General features: G+C 53.7%; 17 protein-coding genes. 8 read left to right on the top strand and 9 right to left on the bottom strand.

Annotation, left to right across the window (positions count from 1 at the left end):
- Positions 1-7: 7 nt before the first annotated feature.
- The 5 genes from lepA to rpoE form a co-directional block, all read right to left on the bottom strand.
- Complete coding sequence (lepA, locus tag QRN24_RS17035; protein WP_014171216.1) at positions 8-1,807, bottom strand: translation elongation factor 4; 1,800 nt, start codon at positions 1,805-1,807, stop codon at positions 8-10.
- Between the two features lie 185 nt (positions 1,808-1,992).
- Positions 1,993-2,469, bottom strand: a complete 477-nt coding sequence (gene rseC, locus QRN24_RS17030; RefSeq protein ID WP_014171217.1) for a SoxR-reducing system protein RseC — start codon at positions 2,467-2,469, stop codon at positions 1,993-1,995.
- Entirely contained in the window at positions 2,466-3,419 is a 954-nt protein-coding gene (rseB, locus tag QRN24_RS17025) for a sigma-E factor regulatory protein RseB (RefSeq protein ID WP_014171218.1), read from the bottom strand. Before rseB ends, rseC begins: the two co-directional genes overlap by 4 nt.
- The gene (gene rseA, locus QRN24_RS17020) at positions 3,419-4,069 is read right to left on the bottom strand and encodes an anti-sigma-E factor RseA (protein WP_025203448.1); all 651 of its coding nucleotides are present in this window, start codon (positions 4,067-4,069) and stop codon (positions 3,419-3,421) included. The genes rseB and rseA overlap by 1 nt, the downstream gene beginning before the upstream one ends.
- Before the next feature lie 31 nt (positions 4,070-4,100).
- The gene (gene rpoE, locus QRN24_RS17015) at positions 4,101-4,676 is read right to left on the bottom strand and encodes an RNA polymerase sigma factor RpoE (RefSeq protein ID WP_006176728.1); all 576 of its coding nucleotides are present in this window, start codon (positions 4,674-4,676) and stop codon (positions 4,101-4,103) included.
- A gap of 424 nt (positions 4,677-5,100) precedes the next feature.
- Between rpoE and nadB the strand changes: the two genes are divergently transcribed.
- The gene (gene nadB, locus QRN24_RS17010) at positions 5,101-6,720 is read left to right on the top strand and encodes an L-aspartate oxidase (RefSeq protein WP_020883000.1); all 1,620 of its coding nucleotides are present in this window, start codon (positions 5,101-5,103) and stop codon (positions 6,718-6,720) included.
- Here the strand turns inward: nadB and trmN are convergent.
- Positions 6,705-7,442: a tRNA(1)(Val) (adenine(37)-N(6))-methyltransferase TrmN gene (trmN, locus tag QRN24_RS17005; RefSeq protein WP_284942897.1), complete on the bottom strand. Its 738-nt coding sequence runs from the start codon at positions 7,440-7,442 to the stop codon at positions 6,705-6,707. The genes nadB and trmN overlap by 16 nt on opposite strands.
- Positions 7,443-7,574: 132 nt before the next feature.
- Between trmN and srmB the strand changes: the two genes are divergently transcribed.
- Positions 7,575-8,903: an ATP-dependent RNA helicase SrmB gene (srmB, locus tag QRN24_RS17000; protein WP_020882998.1), complete on the top strand. Its 1,329-nt coding sequence runs from the start codon at positions 7,575-7,577 to the stop codon at positions 8,901-8,903.
- 52 nt (positions 8,904-8,955) lie between these two features.
- On the opposite strand, the gene grcA is transcribed toward srmB, so the two are convergent.
- Positions 8,956-9,339 carry an autonomous glycyl radical cofactor GrcA gene (grcA, locus tag QRN24_RS16995; RefSeq protein ID WP_013098327.1) on the bottom strand — a complete coding sequence of 128 codons (384 nt, stop codon included), beginning with the start codon at positions 9,337-9,339 and terminating at the stop codon, positions 8,956-8,958.
- A 314-nt stretch (positions 9,340-9,653) separates the two neighbouring features.
- Here grcA and ung point away from each other — a divergent pair, with 314 nt between their 5' ends.
- On the top strand, positions 9,654-10,343 hold the full coding sequence (gene ung, locus QRN24_RS16990; protein ID WP_073396262.1) for a uracil-DNA glycosylase: 690 nt from the start codon (positions 9,654-9,656) through the stop codon (positions 10,341-10,343).
- A 45-nt stretch (positions 10,344-10,388) separates the two neighbouring features.
- Here ung and QRN24_RS16985 read toward each other — a convergent pair whose 3' ends face one another.
- Positions 10,389-11,474 (bottom strand): tRNA/rRNA methyltransferase, encoded by a 1,086-nt coding sequence (locus QRN24_RS16985; RefSeq protein ID WP_025203443.1) that lies wholly within the window; start codon positions 11,472-11,474, stop codon positions 10,389-10,391.
- Positions 11,475-11,678: 204 nt separating this feature from the next.
- On the opposite strand from QRN24_RS16985, the gene trxC reads away from it, so the two are divergent.
- From trxC to QRN24_RS16955, 5 genes are all read left to right on the top strand, one after another.
- Positions 11,679-12,098: a thioredoxin TrxC gene (trxC, locus tag QRN24_RS16980; RefSeq protein ID WP_014171226.1), complete on the top strand. Its 420-nt coding sequence runs from the start codon at positions 11,679-11,681 to the stop codon at positions 12,096-12,098.
- Between the two features lie 69 nt (positions 12,099-12,167).
- Positions 12,168-12,866: a tRNA-uridine aminocarboxypropyltransferase gene (gene tapT, locus QRN24_RS16975; RefSeq protein ID WP_020882995.1), complete on the top strand. Its 699-nt coding sequence runs from the start codon at positions 12,168-12,170 to the stop codon at positions 12,864-12,866.
- Between the two features lie 35 nt (positions 12,867-12,901).
- Positions 12,902-15,565 (top strand): bifunctional acetate--CoA ligase family protein/GNAT family N-acetyltransferase, encoded by a 2,664-nt coding sequence (locus QRN24_RS16970; RefSeq protein ID WP_025203442.1) that lies wholly within the window; start codon positions 12,902-12,904, stop codon positions 15,563-15,565.
- A 110-nt stretch (positions 15,566-15,675) separates the two neighbouring features.
- Positions 15,676-17,031 (top strand): CDP-diacylglycerol--serine O-phosphatidyltransferase, encoded by a 1,356-nt coding sequence (pssA, locus tag QRN24_RS16960; protein WP_020882993.1) that lies wholly within the window; start codon positions 15,676-15,678, stop codon positions 17,029-17,031.
- 45 nt (positions 17,032-17,076) lie between these two features.
- Positions 17,077-17,400: a YfiM family lipoprotein gene (locus QRN24_RS16955; protein ID WP_014171230.1), complete on the top strand. Its 324-nt coding sequence runs from the start codon at positions 17,077-17,079 to the stop codon at positions 17,398-17,400.
- On the opposite strand, the gene QRN24_RS16950 is transcribed toward QRN24_RS16955, so the two are convergent.
- Positions 17,397-18,692: an MFS transporter gene (locus QRN24_RS16950; RefSeq protein WP_025203439.1), complete on the bottom strand. Its 1,296-nt coding sequence runs from the start codon at positions 18,690-18,692 to the stop codon at positions 17,397-17,399. The two genes, QRN24_RS16955 and QRN24_RS16950, sit on opposite strands and share 4 nt — an antisense overlap.
- Positions 18,693-18,997: the final 305 nt, after the last annotated feature.

The following is an 18,997-nucleotide window of genomic DNA, read 5'->3' as shown; positions in this document are numbered from 1 at the left end:
CTTAGGGTTATTTGCCGTCTTTACCAACATGAAGGATGGCAAGGAATGCTTCCTGCGGCAGTTCGACGTTACCGACCTGCTTCATACGCTTCTTACCTTCTTTCTGTTTCTGCAGCAGCTTTTTCTTACGGCTGACGTCACCGCCGTAGCATTTCGCCAGAACGTTTTTACGCAGCTGTTTCACAGTAGAACGGGCAATAATGTGGTTACCGATGGCGGCCTGAATCGCGATATCAAACTGCTGACGCGGGATCAGCTCTTTCATCTTCTCAACCAGCTCACGGCCACGGTATGGCGCATTGTCGTTGTGAGTGATGAGTGCCAGCGCATCCACACGCTCGCCGTTGATCAGCACGTCCACACGCACCATATTAGACGCCTGGAAGCGTTTGAAGTTGTAATCCAGTGACGCATAGCCACGAGAGGTAGACTTCAGACGATCGAAGAAGTCGAGGACCACTTCCGCCATAGGGATTTCGTACGTCAGCGCAACCTGATTACCGTGGTAAACCATGTTGGTCTGTACGCCACGTTTCTCAATACACAGCGTAATAACGTTACCCAGGAACTCCTGCGGCAGCAGCATATGACACTCTGCAATGGGCTCGCGCAGTTCTTCGATATTGTTCAGCGGTGGCAGCTTGGACGGGCTATCGACGTAGACGATCTCTTTGTTGGTGGTCTGCACTTCGTACACAACGGTCGGTGCTGTAGTGATCAGATCCAGATCGTATTCACGCTCCAGACGCTCCTGGATGATCTCCATGTGCAGCAGACCAAGGAAGCCGCAGCGGAAGCCGAAGCCCAGCGCCGTGGAGCTTTCTGGTTCATAGAACAGGGAAGCATCGTTGAGGCTCAGCTTGCCGAGCGCATCACGGAAGTTTTCATAGTCGTCAGAGCTGACCGGGAACAAACCCGCGTAAACCTGCGGTTTAACCTTTTTAAAGCCTGGCAGCGCTTTGTCTGCCGGGTTACGTGCACCGGTCAGGGTATCGCCCACTGGCGCGCCGAGGATGTCTTTAATGGCGCAGACCAGCCAGCCTACTTCGCCACATTTCAGCTCGGTACGGTCAACCTGTTTTGGCGTGAAGATACCCAGACGGTCAGCGTTGTAAACCTGACCAGTACTCATTACCTTGATTTTGTCGCCTTTACGCATGGTGCCGTTTTTAATACGCACCAGTGAGACAACGCCCAGGTAGTTATCAAACCAGGAGTCGATGATCAGCGCCTGCAGCGGGGCATCCGGGTCACCTTCTGGTGCCGGGATATCACGTACCAGGCGTTCCAGCACGTCGGTCACGCCCACGCCCGTTTTAGCGGAGCAGCGCACCGCATCGGTCGCGTCGATGCCGACAATATCTTCAATCTCTTCCGCTACGCGCTCAGGATCGGCAGCTGGCAGGTCAATTTTGTTCAGAACCGGCACAACCTCGAGATCCATTTCCATCGCGGTGTAGCAGTTTGCCAGAGTCTGGGCTTCAACGCCCTGCCCGGCATCCACAACCAGCAGCGCGCCTTCACAGGCCGCCAGCGAGCGTGAAACTTCATAGGAGAAGTCAACGTGGCCTGGGGTGTCGATAAAGTTCAGCTGGTAGATTTCGCCATCAGCCGCTTTGTAATCAAGCGTAACGCTCTGCGCTTTGATGGTGATACCGCGTTCGCGTTCCAGGTCCATGGAGTCCAGAACCTGGGCTTCCATTTCACGATCAGACAGGCCACCGCAAATCTGGATAATACGGTCAGACAGCGTCGACTTACCGTGGTCAATGTGAGCAATGATCGAAAAGTTACGTATGTTCTTCATATAGTTAAATAATTATGCCTTACGAATTCCTGGAGGCCGCTGTTCTTAGCCTGACGTTTTTCAGTGCGAAAACGCCGCATTCTACACTACATCCCCGTTACCTGGAAATGTACTTAGCGCCAGGTATAGCGTGAAGAAATGACGTTTTCTGTTTTAGGACGTAAAAAAGGACAAAGCCCGATGGATCACCGGGCCTCAGAAGAGAGCGTCTCAACACGAAGCTGGTCGGGTGCCAGCCCAACGCTGAGAATAACAGGCTGCCACTCTTCGCGTGCGGCAAGCTTCGGGGAGAGAGCTTTAGCCAGCCAGAATCCCCCTACGCCGCCCAATGCCGCACCACACATGGCGGCCACATCGGTACCAAACAGCATCTGGAATACGCCGCCCATAACAAACAGCCCCACCAGCGGAGAGAGATAAACCAGCATGGCGGACGTGAGCAGGCTACCTTCTGCAATTCCCAGCTCCACCTTTTGCCCCACCATCAGCGGCCGATCGCTTGGCACGGAAATGGTATGTGAGGTTTGCGGCCCGAGCTTGTTCAGCACGCGGCTACCGCAACCGGCTCTGGAAGCACAGCTATTGCATGAGGCCTTAACATCACAGCTCACCAGCGCAATGCCATTCTGCCACGATACGACCGTAGCCCACTCTTTAATCATTGTGCAGCCCTGAATTTAATGCTGTCGGAAATACGCTTCGCCGTTTGTGGCGGTAATTCACCCACAATGGTGATCTCTGCGTTATCGCGAACCGTGGTGCTGACCGTCCTGCGTCCGGTACGAAGCATTTGTTCAGAACTGTTTGCCGATGCGCGGTTTATGTTCACCGAGAAACTGAACAAACCATCGGAATAAAGACGCGATTCAACCGGTGTTTCAATGGTTGGCAATTGTCGACGGCTGCTGGAGACTTCGCTAAACCCTTGCGGGATCCAGGAAGGAACCCAGTTGAAGTTGACGGAATCACCCGCCGGTACCGAAAGCAGCGGCGGCAGGCTGGCTTTCGCCAGATTCTGCATGCTATTACCCACCTGATTGTTCACGCTAAAGGAGATAACGCGGAACTGCTCCAGCGTTTCACCATCACGGTCAAGCAGGTCTACACGCATTGGCAGCTTGGTTTCGGCGTCAATCCAGACGATATAGCTGTAGCGCGTTCCGTCACGGGCAACAACGCGGATCACCTCACACAGTCTGTCCGCAATGCGCGTACGCCCTACTGAAATGAAATCATAGTAAGGCGCAAGACGTTTGAAGTCGGTGTAGATAAGCGATGGCAGAGAATCGACGATATAATCGCCATTCAGCGTGAAAGGCTCCAGACCGGGTTCGAAATAACTGATTTCGTTACCACGCTGGACAACTTCCCGACGCGGGCCATCCATCTGTAAAAGCTGGGCGAGCGGCTGGTTATCAAGACGGGCATGGCGGTATCGTAACGACTCGACGCCCTGCTTATTGATACTGATAAATGCCAACTCGTAATTGAGTGACTGGCTGGCCAGATTCATTTGCTGCAACAACGCCCCGGATGAAACATCAGCCGAGGCGTTGGCAGAGAAGAACAGGCTACCCGCCATCAGAGACATGGCGAACCAAAGTTGCTTCATTACTGCGATTGCGTTCCTAAAGTTTGGTTTCCGGGCACCTGCACAGCCGCTTGCTGGGTTTGTGCCTGCTCAAACTGAAGCTGTTCAGAGTGCAGACGACGCTGCAACTCGTAATCCTGCAACATCGCATTAATGCGACGGCGTTGCTCCTGAACCTGCTGTTGCTGGCCGCCGCTGGCGGATGCATCAGCCGGAACACCCAAACTTACCGGGCTGGCTTTGCCCATCATCGGCAGTGTGTTGAACACTGGCGCTTCTGGCTGCTGATTAGTTTCAGACTGAGTATTATAGTGCTGGACGCCAACGATAACTGCAAGCGATACGCATGCAGCCACACCCATTTGGGTGAGCTGGCTGGCCCACGGACGCACCTTGTGCCAGAACGGCATTTTCTGCCACTGGTGAGGCGCAGGTTGAGCTTCAGGAATCAGCGGAGTGGTCTGACGGACAGGCTCATTTTCAATGGCCGCCATCACGCGAGCTGAGATATCGAAATGGAGAACCTCGCCGGTGTCACCGCGAAGGGTGTCACGGATGAGATGGTAACTCTCCCAGGTCTCTTGCATTTCGGGAGAATGAGACAGCTCGTTGAGCAGCTCACTATCCAGCGTTTCACCATCCATTAAAGCGGAAAGTTTTTCTTTCTGCATGCCTAATACCTTTTCCAGTATCCCGCTATCGTCAACGCCTGATAAGCGGTTGAACTTTATTATCAATTGCTTCTCGCGCACGGAAAATACGTGAACGTACCGTGCCGACCGGACAATCCATGATGGCGGCTATCTCTTCATAGCTCAGACCATCCAACTCCCGTAACGTAATTGCCATGCGTAAATCTTCCGGGAGCGACTCGATCGTGCGAAAAACGATTTGTCTCAGTTCTTCTGACAACATTAAGTTCTCAGGGTTCGAAATTTCTTTCAGCGCACCGCCACTTTCGAAGTTTTCGGCGTCGATTGCGTCCACATCACTTGAAGGCGGACGGCGGCCCTGAGCGACCAGATAATTCTTTGCCGTATTGACCGCAATACGGTACAGCCAGGTATAAAAAGCACTATCTCCCCGGAATGAATCCAGCGCGCGATAGGCCTTAATAAAAGACTCTTGTACTACATCAGGCACATCGCCTGACGGTACATAGCGGGAAACCAGGCTCGCCACCTTATGCTGGTAGCGCACCACCAGTAAGTTAAAGGCTTTCTGATCTCCCTTCTGGACCCGTTCAACCAGGACCTGGTCCGTTAACTGCTCGCTCATCCGAGGTAATGTCTCCCCAAACCTAAATTCCACGCGTTATCGAAACGCCACTCTTAAAAAACCGCACTTTGAGCAAGCACCGAATTAGAGTGTCTGATCTTCAATAAGTTCCGTAACGCCTTTGTTTTTGTTCATCGCGCCGCAGACTGTTCATTTTCTCTCATTATAAGTCTGTTCACGATACGCACCACTTTATGACAAGAAACATCTCTTTTCCCGCCAGAAGAGTAACGCAACCCAGTCTTTATTTCACCACAAAATCTGACGCTAACGATCTGCTTCGCAAAATATTTTCTTTCTTTTACGTGGTTTTAATCCTCCGCCTCGAGTTTAGCGGTTACAACTCACATCAAAAAAAACGTGCGATATCTCGCATTCGGATGCTATTCTGACCAAACACTGTTTAGTAAATTAAACAAAAATCATGAACACAACACCTGAACTGCATTGTGATGTACTGATCATCGGTAGCGGCGCTGCCGGTCTCTCCCTGGCACTGCGTCTGGCCGAACATCAGAGCGTTATCGTTCTGAGCAAAGGGCCGATAAGTGAAGGTTCTACGTTTTATGCCCAGGGCGGTATTGCCGCCGTGTTTGATGAGACAGACAGCATTGCGTCGCATGTCGACGATACGCTGATTGCCGGGGCCGGGATCGTGGATGCGCATGCCGCAGAGTTTGTGGCCAGTAATGCCCGTCATTGCGTGCAGTGGTTAATCGATCAGGGCGTATTATTTGATACACAGGTGCAGCCAAACGGTGAAGAGAGTTACCACCTGACCCGCGAAGGCGGGCATAGCCACCGCCGTATCCTGCATGCCGCAGACGCTACCGGTAAAGAAGTCGAAACCACGCTGGTCAGTAAAGCCCTCAGCCATCCTAACATTCGGGTCCTTGAGCGCAGCAATGCCGTTGACCTGATTATTTCCGACAAGATTGGCCTTCCGGGTACGCGTCGTGTCGTGGGTGCCTGGGTCTGGAATCGCAATAAAGAGAAGGTTGAGACCTGTCAGGCGAAGGCCGTGGTGCTGGCGACTGGCGGTGCATCCAAAGTGTATCAGTATACCACCAACCCCGATATTGCCTCCGGAGACGGCATCGCCATGGCCTGGCGCGCCGGTTGTCGCGTGGCAAACCTTGAATTCAACCAGTTTCACCCGACCGCCCTGTTCCATCCTCAGGCGCGTAATTTCCTGCTGACGGAAGCCCTGCGCGGTGAAGGCGCATACCTGAAACGTCCTGACGGCTCCCGCTTTATGCCGGACTTTGACCCCAGGGGCGAGCTGGCACCGCGCGATATCGTTGCCCGCGCCATCGACCATGAAATGAAGCGTCTTGGCGTGGACTGCATGTATCTGGACATCAGCCATAAGCCGGCAGAGTTTATCCGCCAGCATTTCCCGATGATCTACGAAAAGCTGCTGGGTCTGGGGATTGATTTAACCCGCGATTCGGTGCCCATCGTGCCTGCCGCCCACTATACCTGCGGGGGCGTAATGGTTGACGATCATGGTCGCACCGATGTGGATGGCCTGTATGCTATCGGTGAAGTAAGTTATACCGGGCTTCATGGCGCGAACCGGATGGCGTCGAACTCACTGCTGGAGTGTCTGGTTTACGGCTGGTCTGCCGCGGAAGATATCACGAAGCGCATGCCTTACGCCCGTCAGACTGAAAACCTGCCTGCATGGGATGAAAGCCGCGTGGAGAACCCGGATGAGCTGGTCGTTATTCAGCATAACTGGCACGAACTGCGGCTGTTTATGTGGGACTACGTCGGGATTGTGCGGACCACGAAACGTCTTGAACGCGCATTACGCCGTATCACGATGCTGCAGCAGGAAATCGATGAATATTATGCCAATTTCCGCGTATCCAATAATCTGCTGGAGCTGCGCAATCTGGTTCAGGTTGCCGAATTGATTGTTCGCTGCGCGATGATGCGCAAAGAGAGCCGCGGTTTGCACTATACCCTCGACTACCCCGATCAGCTGGCCGAGTCCGGGCCGTCGATCCTCTCCCCGCAGGTTCACATAAACAGATAAAACGCCTGGGTCAGGGCGGTGTAATCTTCGGAATAACGCTGGTCTGGCCCACGGATCACCATTCGGTCGTTAAAGCATTCACCTTCTTTGGGTGAGAGCGCCAGCAGCACGCGGTGCGGCAATCGCCCTTCGGTATCCGCAATATCGGTGCGTAAACGTAATTTCCAGCCAATCTCTTGCGCTATGCCAATAAACGCATTGCCTGTGCTTTCTGGCAGAACCACGCAGAAAAACCCTTCTTCTGAAATAAGCTCTGCGGCACTGATCAGCAGCGCCTTATGGTCGAGAGAGCCGGAATAACGGGCCTGTTCACGCTCAGGCGTTCCGCACTCAACACCGGGCGCGTAGTAGGGAGGATTGCTGACAATCAGGTCGTAACGCGCGGTTTGCTCCGGCGTCCAGTCGAGCACATCTGCACATTCAACGTTAATCCGGGCGGCCCACGGAGATTCAGCCGCATTTTCACTCGCCTGCTCCGCCGCCTGCGCATCCAGCTCCACCGCATCTATGGTGACATGCGCTTCGGTACGTTGCGCCAGCATCAGCGCCAACAGTCCGCTGCCCGTCCCAATATCCAGAATACGCTTTACACCTGCGACAGGTGCCCAGGCACCCAGTAAAATACCGTCTGTACCGACTTTCATGGCACAGCGATCGTGAGCGACAAAAAATTGTTTAAACGTAAAACCATCGCGGCGCAACTGCGCTTTGAGTTGAGACATGTCAGGGCAACCTTCTAAGTGAAACTGGAGTAGCATAGGGGAAAGCGAAGTGGCCGCAAAGCGATATCCATACAAACAGATGAAGATTACAGCCGTAACGTCTATAATCAGCGCCCCACACAGAGGTAGAACATGACTGTAACGACTTTTTCCGAACTTGAACTCGATGAAAGCCTGCTCAATGCACTTGAGAGCAAAGGCTTTACACGCCCGACCGCCATTCAGGCAGCGGCCATTCCGCCTGCGCTTGAGGGCCGCGATGTGCTCGGTTCTGCGCCAACCGGCACGGGGAAGACAGCAGCTTACTTGCTGCCTGTGTTGCAGCATCTGCTCGATTTTCCACGTAAAAAATCAGGCCCGCCGCGTATTTTGATCCTGACGCCGACGCGCGAGCTGGCGATGCAGGTTGCCGATCACGCCCGCGAGCTGGCGGCCAATACCCATCTGGATATCGCCACGATCACTGGCGGCGTTGCGTATATGAACCACGCCGAAGTGTTCAGCGAAAATCAGGACATCGTCGTTGCGACGACCGGTCGCCTGCTGCAGTACATTAAAGAAGAGAACTTCGACTGCCGCGCGGTAGAAACACTGATTCTGGACGAAGCTGACCGTATGCTGGACATGGGCTTCGCGCAGGATATCGAACATATCGCGGGTGAGACGCGCTGGCGTAACCAAACGATGCTGTTCTCTGCCACCCTTGAAGGGGACGCGATCAAAGACTTCGCAGAGCGCCTGCTGGAAGATCCGGTGGAAGTTTCCGCGACGCCGTCCACGCGCGAACGCAAGAAGATCCACCAGTGGTATTACCGTGCAGATAACCTTGAACACAAGGTTGAGTTACTTAAGCACCTGCTGAAGCAGGACGATGCCACCCGTACCATCGTCTTTGTGCGTAAGCGCGAGCGTGTGCATGAACTGGCTGAAATGCTGCGTAATGCCGGAATCAATAACTGCTATCTCGAAGGCGAGATGGCGCAAGTTAAGCGTACCGAAGGGATTAAACGTCTGACTGATGGTCGCGTGAACGTGCTGGTCGCAACAGACGTTGCTGCACGCGGGATCGACATTCCGGACGTCAGTCACGTCATTAACTTCGATATGCCACGCAGCGGCGACACCTATCTGCACCGCATTGGCCGTACCGGCCGTGCCGGACGCAAAGGTATCGCGATCTCTCTGGTCGAAGCGCATGACTACCTGCTGCTGCAGAAAATTGGCCGCTACGTTGATGAGCCACTGAAAGCACGCGTTATTGATGAGCTTCGCCCGACCACACGTGCACCGAGTGAAAAAATGACGGGCAAACCGTCTAAAAAAGCGCTCGCAAAACGTGCTGAGAAAAAAGAGAAAGAAAAAGAGAAGCCGCGCGTGAAGCAGCGCCACCGCGATACCAAGAATATTGGTAAACGCCGTAAACCAAGCTCTGCCGCACCAGAGACGAAAACTGAAGAGTAAAAAAAGCCGGGGAAAACCCCGGCTTTTTTATTCCACCCCCGAGACTGAAACCTTACAGGCTTTCAGTAAAGGTACGCGCAATAACGTCGCGCTGCTGTTCCGGGGTCAGAGAGTTAAAACGTACTGCATAACCTGATACACGAATGGTCAGCTGTGGGTATTTTTCCGGGTGCTTAACCGCATCTTCCAGCGTTTCACGACGCAGCACGTTCACGTTCAGGTGCTGACCACCTTCAACGCGCACTTCCGGTTTTACTTCCATTGGGATTTCACGGTATTCGATTTCGCCCAGTTTGTTCACCGGAACGATTTCATCTTCAGCAAAACCCGCTTTCGCTACTACACAGCGCGCTTCATTTTTCTCGCTGTCCAGCAGCCAGAAAGAGTTGAGCAGGTCGTCATTTGCAGCTTTAGTAATCTGGATACCTGTAATCATGTGTTGCCTCCCTTAGGTTACATTAACTGGTGTCGGCCTCGCGCGGCCAATTGGTAAAACCATTGTTTCTTGTGTGTATATATATCACTCGCACCCCGGTCATTTATTGATTTAAATCAACAAAAACACCAACCACACAAAGAGTGTGGTTTGATTTTATTGTTCCAGATCAATTTCATTGCTTTACCAGCTCAACTCCTTTCGCATCTATTCAAAATAAATTGAATGACTTACGGTGATTTTATGCCTGGGATTTTGCACCCCGGGTTTTAGCGGTTAAGCTAGGCGCAGAATGTGATTCGCAGGAGAGCGAGATGACGACACCGTTGACCTGGCACGATGTGCTGGCAGAAGAGAAACAGCAGCCCTATTTTATTAACACCCTCAGCACCGTTGCGGCAGAGCGGCAGTCTGGCCAGACGATTTATCCGCCACAAAAGGATGTTTTCAACGCGTTTCGCTATACCGAACTCAGCGATGTAAAAGTTGTTATCCTCGGTCAGGATCCTTACCACGGACCGGGACAGGCTCACGGGCTTGCTTTCTCTGTACGTCCTGGGGTTGCTATCCCCCCTTCGCTTCTGAACATGTACAAAGAACTCGAAAAGACCGTGCCCGGGTTTACCCGGCCCACTCATGGTTATTTGGAAAGCTGGGCGCGCCAGGGCGTGCTGTTACTGAATACGGTACTCACCGTACGTGCCGGTCAGGCACATTCTCACGCCAGCCTGGGCTGGGAAACCTTTACCGATAAAGTCATCAGCCTTATCAACCAGCATCGTGAAGGGGTGGTGTTTTTACTGTGGGGTTCCCACGCGCAGAAGAAAGGGGCGATTATCGACAGGCAGCGTCATCATGTCCTGAAGGCACCGCATCCGTCACCGCTGTCAGCGCATCGTGGTTTCTTTGGTTGTAATCATTTTGTTCTGGCGAACGAGTGGCTGGAAAAACGTGGCGAAACGCCAATTGACTGGATGCCAGTGTTACCGGCTGAGAGTGAGTAACGCAGCGAATGTGCCCGTTTTAGCGGGCACACCCGATGCACAGTGTTATGCTTTATTCTGACGCCACCATTCCGCCAGCAGTACGCCAGTCGCAACGGAAACGTTCAGACTTTCAACATTGCCTGTACCGTCGATAGAGACGCTCAGATCCGCGCTGGAAAGCGCAGCATCCGACAGGCCATCACGCTCCTGACCCAGCACCAGCACCATTTTACGCGGCAGTGTTGCTTTAAACAGCGGCGTAGCGGCATGGCTGGAGGTTGTGACGATGGCATATCCCGCATTACGGAACTGCTCAATAGCATCCAGAACGCTGTCGCCGGTGATCGGCTGAACATGCTCTGCTCCGCCCTCTGCGGTACGGATCGCGGCACCCGATTCCAGCAGCGCGGCATCCTGTAACAGCACGCCTTTCACGCCAAAGTGCGCGCAGCTACGCATCATTGCACCCAGATTATGCGGGTTGCCCACATCTTCAAGCGCCAGCACGCAGTCATCGGCTTCCGCCTGGCTAACCCACTGCTGTACGGTAGTCCCGTTACGTTTTTTGATCAGGAAGCACACGCCACCGTGGTGTTCAGTGCCTGATGCTTTCGTCAGCTCAGCGTCATCCACCACATGGTAGGCTTTACGGTTTGCCGCCATCCAGCGCAGCGCTTCTTTAAAGCGCGGGGTTACGCTCTGGATAAACCATGCGCGAACGATGCACTCAGGACGGCTCTGGAACAGCGCCTGGCAGGCGTTCTCGCCATAGACTCGGGTCTCTTCTGCACGCTGACGGCGCAGCACTTCCGGGTCAATAAAGCTTTTCCCGCTGATACCGCCGTGATCGGCTTTTTCAGGCGCCTCATCACCAGGGGCGCGAGAAACGGTACGCCAGGGGGATGAACCCTCGCGCGAGAAATCATCGCGTTTGCGATCGTCACGCTTGCGGTCATCACGTTTGCGGTCATCACCGCGGTTATTTCTGTCATCGCGGGCGGGGCGACGGCCACCGTCTGCACGAGAAGACGCCGGACGCCCGCCACCTTTTCCGGTACGCGGATTTTGGGTGCGTTTATCAGAGTCATCATCACTGCGGACATACATCACTTTGACCTTGCCGCTTTTGTTTTTCATTTCGTCGTTCATGCTTTTCTCCACCAGCGCTGCGCGAAGCGCGCAGATTACCCGATGTGCAAGCTCATAGCCATAAATTCGTACAAAAGCCTGTGACTATTGTTCTCATTGAATAAAACGCATTGTCGTTTCAAACAGGCTGAATGATAATATGTAACATATTAGAAACATTATCGGCATTCTGCCGCTGTCCCACGGCTCTATCAGAGGTTAGTTATGAATACCGTATGTGCCAACTGTCAGGCTCTTAATCGCATTCCGGACGATCGGATTGAAGATGGTGCGAAATGCGGGCGTTGTGGCCATGAACTGTTTGATGGCGATGTTATCAACGCTACGGGTGCTACGCTGGACAAACTCCTCAAGGACGATCTTCCGGTGGTTGTCGATTTTTGGGCACCGTGGTGTGGTCCGTGCCGTAGCTTCGCGCCTGTCTTCGAGGATGTTGCCGAAGAACGCAGCGGCAAAATGCGTTTTGTTAAGGTTAATACCGAAGCAGAACGTGAGCTGAGCGCACGCTTTCGCATTCGCAGCATCCCAACCATCATGATTTTCAAAAATGGTGAAGTGATCGACATGCTTAACGGTGCCGTTCCTAAAGCACCGTTTGATAGCTGGTTAAACGAATCGCTGTAACATTAACGGGGCGCATCTTGTGCCCCGTTCCTTCCTCTGCGAAAATAGGGTTTTTCCTGCACTTCGCCCATGACTGATAACGCTGTTCTTCAACTGCGCGCCGCACGCCTGGCCCGCGCGACTCGCCCTTTTCTTGCCCGCGGCAATCGTGTTCGCCGCTGTCAGCGTTGTCTGCTGCCGCTAAAAGTTTGTCTGTGCGAGACCCTTGCGCCGAGCACCGCGAAGAGTCGTTTTTGCCTGGTCATGTTCGATACCGAACCAATGAAACCCAGCAATACCGGACGCCTTATTGCCGACATTCTGCCGGATACCGCGGCATTTCAGTGGTCACGCACGGAACCGCCTCAAGCCCTGCTCGACTTAGTGGCAAACCCGGACTATCAGCCAATGGTCGTATTTCCGGCCTCGTATGCTGGCGAAGATCGCCAGGTGCTTTCGGCACCGCCATCTGGTAAACCGCCGCTGTTTATTATGCTAGACGGAACCTGGACCGAAGCGCGAAAAATGTTCCGCAAAAGTCCTTATCTCGATTCATTGCCGGTGATTTCGGTCGACCTTTCCCGCGTCTCGGCCTACCGCCTGCGAGAAGCGCATGCTGACGGGCAGTACTGTACCGCTGAAGTGGCGATTGCCCTTCTGGATTTAGCGGGAGATACCGTCGCGGCAGGTGCGCTGGGGAGCCATTTCTCCCGCTTTCGTGAACGCTACCTGGCAGGAAAAACCGTTCATAAGGGCAGCGTCACAGCAACTGAGACAGAAAACGTTTAGAATCATCAGGTCGCTTGCATTCACAGGAGGCCTGCATGAGCCAGCGAGGGTTAGAAGCGCTACTTCGTCCTAAATCCATTGCCGTTATCGGTGCATCAATGAAACCGGATCGCGCAGGCTATCTGATGATGCGTAACCTGCTGGCTGGCGGATTTAATGGCCCCGTCATGCCTGTGACGCCTGCCTATAAGGCTGTTCAAGGGGTGCTGGCATGGCCGGACGTGCAGAGCCTGCCTTTCATACCGGACCTTGCCATCCTGTGTACAAATGCGAAACGTAATCCAGCCCTGCTGGAGTCGCTCGGCAGGAAAGGATGTAAAACCTGCATTATTCTCTCGTCTCCGCCCGAACAGCAGCCGGAGCTTCTGGCATGCGCCAGTCGCTACCAGATGCGCATTCTTGGGCCAAACAGTCTGGGCCTGCTCGCCCCGTGGCAGGGGCTGAATGCCAGCTTCTCCCCGGTCCCTATCCGCAAAGGCAAACTCGCTTTCATTTCGCAATCGGCCGCGGTATCGAACACGATCCTCGACTGGGCGCAACAGCGTGAGATGGGGTTTTCCTACTTCATTGCTCTGGGTGACAGCCTGGACATCGACGTTGATGAACTGCTCGATTTTCTGGCTCGCGACAGCAAAACCAGCGCCATTCTTCTTTATCTTGAGCACCTGAGCGACGCCCGTCGTTTTGTGTCAGCTTCCCGTAGCGCGTCCCGTAACAAACCGATTCTGGTGATCAAAAGCGGGCGTAGCCCCGCCGCCCAGCGTCTGCTGCAGTCGCATTCCGGCATGGATCCCGCCTGGGATGCCGCGATTCAACGCGCAGGTTTGCTACGGGTTCAGGATACACACGAGCTTTTTTCCGCCGTCGAGACGTTAAGCCATATGCGTCCATTACGCGGTGAGAAGTTAATGATTGTCAGTAATGGCGCGGCTCCTGCCGCACTTGCACTGGATGAACTGTGGCTGCGCAATGGCAAGCTGGCCACCCTGGGTGAGGAGACGCTACAACGCCTGAAAGAGGCGCTGCCGGCAAGCGTTAGCCCAGGCAATCCCCTCGATTTGCGCGATGACGCCAGTAGCGATCACTATATCAGGGCGATCTCCCTTTTACTGGATAGCCAGGATTTCGACGCGCTGATGATTATTCACTCCCCCAGCGCGGTCGCTCCCGGGAGTGAAAGCGCGCGCGCACTGATTGACGCCGTCCGGAACCATCCTCGTGGAAAATATGTCACCCTGCTGACCAACTGGTGCGGTGAGTTCTCTTCCCAGGAGGCACGACGCCTGTTCAGTGAAGCCGGTCTACCCACCTACCGCACTCCGGAAGGCACGATTACAGCGTTTATGCATATGGTGGAGTATCGCCGCAACCAGAAGCAGCTCCGTGAAACCCCGGCTTTACCGGGTAACCTGACGGCGAACACCGCCGATGTTCATCGGCTTTTACAGCAGGCTATCGAAGAGGGAGCCACCTCGCTTGATACGCACGAAGTGCAGCCGATTCTGGGCAGTTACGGGATGCAAACCCTGCCCACCTGGATTGCCGGCGACAGCGCCGAAGCCGTGCATATTGCCGAACAAATTGGCTATCCCGTTGCCCTCAAGCTTCGCTCACCGGATATCCCGCATAAGTCTGATGTCCAGGGAGTGATGTTATACCTGCGGACTGCGACCGAGGTACAGCAAGCCGCTGATGCCATATTCGACCGGGTCAAAATGGCCTGGCCTCAGGCTCGGATCCACGGGCTGCTGGTGCAAAGCATGGCTAATCGCGCAGGCGCTCAGGAGCTGCGCGTGGTGGTTGAATACGATCCCGTCTTTGGCCCGCTTATCATGCTGGGGGAAGGCGGCGTCGAGTGGCGTCCTGAGGAGCAGGCGGTCGTGGCTTTGCCACCACTGAACATGAACCTGGCGCGCTATCTGATCATTCAGGCCATCAAAAGCAAAAAAATACGGGGCCGAAGCGCGCTGCGCCCTCTTGATATTGCCGGGTTGAGTCAGTTCCTGGTGCAGGTGTCTAACCTGATTGTTGATTGCGCGGAGATCCAGCGGCTGGACATCCACCCGCTGCTCGCCTCCGGCAGTGAGTTTACGGCTCTGGACGTCACGCTGGATATCGCGCCTTTCGAGGGTGACAGAGAGAGCCGCCTTGCGATCCGCCCGTATCCTCTGCAGCTGGAGGAGTGGGTGGAGATGAAAAACGGGGAGCGCGCGTTGTTCCGCCCTATCCTGCCGGAAGATGAACCGCAGCTGCGCACGTTCATCTCTCAGGTAACGAAAGAGGATCTTTACTATCGCTATTTTAGCGAAATCAACGAATTTACCCACGATGATTTAGCCAATATGACCCAGATCGACTACGATCGAGAAATGGCATTTGTCGCCGTTCGTCGTTCCGATAAGGGCGATGAGATCCTCGGCGTTACGCGTGCTATTTCCGACCCGGATAATGTTGATGCGGAGTTTGCTGTGCTGGTGCGCTCCGATCTGAAAGGGTTGGGTCTGGGGCGACGGCTGCTGGAAAAACTCATCAGTTATACGCGAGATCACGGATTGTTACGCCTCAATGGCATTACTATGCCTAACAATCGCGGTATGGTGACCCTGGCGCGAAAACTTGGATTTGACGTTGATATTCAGCTGGACGAAGGTATTGTGGCCTTATCCCTGAGCCTGATATCAGCGGATAAAGCCGAGTAAGCTACTGGAAATGTTACCCACTTTGGACGGGACTGGTGGTATCATTGTCCGCTTATGTTGTTTGCATGGTACAGACAACCCTTCAATGAACAGAGAAGAAACGCACTGTGATGTTGTCAAAATTTAAGCGTAATAAACATCAACAACACCTTGCTCAACTACCGAAGATTTCTCAGTCAGTTGATGATGTAGAGTTCTTTTACGCTCCCGCCCATTTTCGGGAGACGCTTCTGGAAAAGATTGCCGGCGCTACGCGTCGCATTTGCATTGTGGCCCTGTATCTTGAACAAGATGAAGGTGGGCGCGCGATCTTAAATGCGCTCTATGAAGCCAAGCGTCAACGTCCGGAACTGGATGTTCGCGTGCTGGTCGACTGGCACCGCGCTCAGCGTGGCCGTATAGGCGCTGCTGCTTCAAACACCAATGCTGACTGGTATTGCCGCACGGCGCAGGAAAATCCTGGCGTCGATGTGCCCGTTTACGGCGTACCTGTAAATACCCGAGAAGCGCTCGGCGTCCTTCATTTCAAAGGGTTCATCATTGATGACAGCGTGCTGTACAGCGGCGCGAGCCTGAATGATGTTTACCTTCATCAGCTCGATAAATATCGATATGACCGTTACCATCTGGTTCGTAATCCGCAGATGGCGGATATCATGTTTAATTGGGTTGATAAGAACTTAGTACAGGGTCGCGGCGTAAATCGTCTTGACGATCCACACCGTCCTAAAAGCCCGGAAATTAAAAATGATATCCGCGCGTTCCGCCAGGAACTGCGTGATGCGGTCTACCATTTCCAGGGCGATGCCAATAACGAAGAGCTGTCCGTTACACCGCTGGTGGGGTTAGGCAAATCAAGCCTGCTGAACAAAACGATTTTCCACCTGATGCCGTGTGCGGAGCAGAAACTCATCATCTGCACCCCTTACTTCAACCTTCCCGCCGTGCTGGTGCGTAATATCATTCAGCTGCTGCGTGATGGTAAAAAAGTTGAAATTATCGTCGGTGACAAAACGGCTAACGACTTCTTTATTCCTGAAGATCAACCGTTCAAGATTATCGGTGCCCTCCCTTATCTCTATGAGATTAACCTGCGCCGTTTCCTGAGCCGTTTACAGTATTACGTTAACACTGACCAGCTGGTCGTGCGTCTGTGGAAAGATGAAGACAACAGTTATCATCTGAAAGGGATGTGGGTCGACGATGAATGGATGCTGCTTACGGGCAATAACCTGAACCCTCGCGCCTGGCGTCTGGATCTCGAAAATGCCATCCTGATCCATGACCCGAAACATGAGTTAGCGACCAGTCGTGAACGTGAGCTCGAGCTTATTCGCACGCATACCACTGTGGTTCAGCATTACCGTGAACTGCAGAGCATTGCCGATTACCCGGTGAAAGTCCGCAAGCTTATTCGTCGCCTGCGTCGAATCCGTATTGACAGACTTATCAGCCGTATTCTGTGATGTCCAGGCCCTGTCAGCGACAGGGCTTTTTTTTGGAGTCCGCTAATGCGTATTCTTCTCTTGCTGAGTGCTCTCTTTCTCAGTGGCTGTAGCCACATGGCTAACGATAGCTGGTCCGGGCAGGATAAAGCGCAACACTTTCTCGCCTCCGCGATGTTGTCCGCTGCCGGTAATGAGTATGCACAACATCAGGGGTACAGTCGGGATCGTAGTGCGGCAATCGGCCTGATGTTCTCTGTAAGCCTTGGGGCTTCAAAAGAACTGTGGGATAGCCGCCCCGCGGGGAGCGGCTGGAGCTGGAAAGACTTTGCCTGGGACGTAGCCGGTGCCACGACCGGCTATGCCGTGTGGCAGATGGCTCGCTATTAGAGACGAATACCTTTACCCTTTCGATGCAACATCAGGGAGACAATAAAGGCCAGTGCCCCCATCACCGTCACGTACCAGAAGAAGGTTGTTTCCGTTCCCCATGATTTAAGCGACAGCGCGACGTACTCCGCAGAGCCACCGAACAGCGCATTGGCGACCGCATAAGAAAGCCCTACCCCCAAAGCGCGTACCTGTGCCGGGAACATCTCAGCCTTCAGGATCCCACTGATCGATGTGTAAAAACTGACAATGACCATCGCCAGCATGACCAGACCAAAGGCGGCATACGGTGAGGAAACGTGCTGAAGCGCAGTTAAAATGGGAACAGTACATAACGCGGACATGCCGCCAAAAATCAGCATTGACGTACGACGTCCTATTTTATCGGAGAGCGCGCCAATAAGTGGCTGAATCAGCATAAAGACGAACAACGCGGCGGTCATGATAGCGCTGGCGACGTTGGCGTGCATGCCCGTGGTGTTCACCAGATATTTTTGCATGTAGGTGGTGAAGGTGTAAAAGCTGAGAGAACCGCCCGCGGTGAACCCGAGAACCATCAGGAAAGCTTTGCGGTTACGCCACAGCCCTTTAAACGACCCCGCCTCCTTCAGCGCCCGGACCTCTTTTTGCGAGGTTTCATCCAACTGACGACGCAACCAGAGTGCGACGACCGCCAGTACAGCGCCCATCGCGAAAGGAATTCGCCATCCCCACTCATGAAGCTGGCTGTCGGTAAGGACCTGCTGCAGAATAACCACCACCAGAATGGCCAGAAGCTGGCCACCAATAAGCGTGACGTACTGGAAAGAGGCGTAAAATCCTTTCCGGCCCTCGAGGGCAATTTCACTCATGTAAGTGGCGCTGGTACCGTATTCTCCTCCAACAGAAAGTCCCTGGAACAGACGAGCCAGTAGCAAAAGAGCCGGCGCCCATGTCCCGATAGCGTCATAACCGGGAAGACAGGCGATCACCAGCGAGCCAAAGCACATCATGCAGACCGAAATCAGCATGGATGCCTTACGTCCTCGACGGTCTGCGATCCGTCCAAACAACCATCCACCAATGGGGCGCATTAAGAAGCCCGCAGCAAATACGCCAGCCGTTTGCAGAAGCTGTGTGGTGGTGTTGCCGGACGGGAAGAAGATATGTGCGAAGTAAAGTGAACAGAATGAGTAGACGTAAAAGTCGAACCATTCCACCAGGTTCCCTGAAGAGGCACTGACGATTGCCCATACCCTTCTACGGGAATCACTGGCAGCCAGCGTCCCGTTCGATGTTATGCTTTCTGTCATTGTGATTATGCTCCTGCCATAAAAAGGGCATGCTGAGTCCTGAGAACTCACGATCTTGTAAAACAAATGTTATTATTTTGTTATAAATAACATTGAGAGTAAGATCACATTTTCTGTTAGCAAGGTAAGTTATAGGATAAAGACTAAGGGTAGTTGGCTGGTGTGGTGGTGTGCAGTCTGATGCCATCTCCGATGGCGGGAAAAACCCAAAGCAAAAAACCCCGCACCATACGGTACGGGGTTCTTTTAATTGATGCCTGGCAGTTCCCTACTCTCACATGGGGAGACCCCACACTACCATCGGC

Origin of the sequence: Enterobacter sp. MEB024, from assembly GCF_030209635.1 — a bacterium.
Taxonomy (GTDB): Bacteria; Pseudomonadota; Gammaproteobacteria; order Enterobacterales; family Enterobacteriaceae; genus Enterobacter; species Enterobacter ludwigii.
This window is presented reverse-complemented; position numbering and strand designations above follow the sequence as displayed.